Source organism: Parachitinimonas caeni (genome assembly GCF_030129945.1).
In the GTDB taxonomy this organism is placed as follows: Bacteria; Pseudomonadota; Gammaproteobacteria; order Burkholderiales; family Chitinimonadaceae; genus Parachitinimonas; species Parachitinimonas caeni.
Genome location: NZ_JARRAF010000331.1, coordinates 1 through 217, shown reverse-complemented (window position 1 = coordinate 217; position 217 = coordinate 1). Strand labels below are relative to the sequence as shown.

1 protein-coding gene is annotated in these 217 nt (G+C 63.6%); it reads right to left on the bottom strand.

Features of this window, described 5'->3' with window-relative positions; all coding sequences use genetic code 11:
- Positions 1-217: IS66 family transposase (locus tag PZA18_RS24925; protein WP_284103557.1), on the bottom strand; the 217-nt coding region annotated here is incomplete at both ends.

Here is a 217-nt window from a genome sequence, read left to right as displayed (position 1 = left end):
TGTTGTCAATCGGCAGATCGCCGGTCTGGGCGTAGCGGCTCAGGGCTTCCCAGCGATGAATGCTGTAGTCCAGGGCGCGGCCGTATCCCGAGGTCTTTGTCGTTTGCTGGCGTTGCTGGATCAGCCAGGCATGCAGAGCCTGCAGGCGCGGCAGGGCTTGGGTCTGACGGAGCATCTGTCGTTCTGCGGGTGACTGCTCACGCGCCTGGGCTTCGAT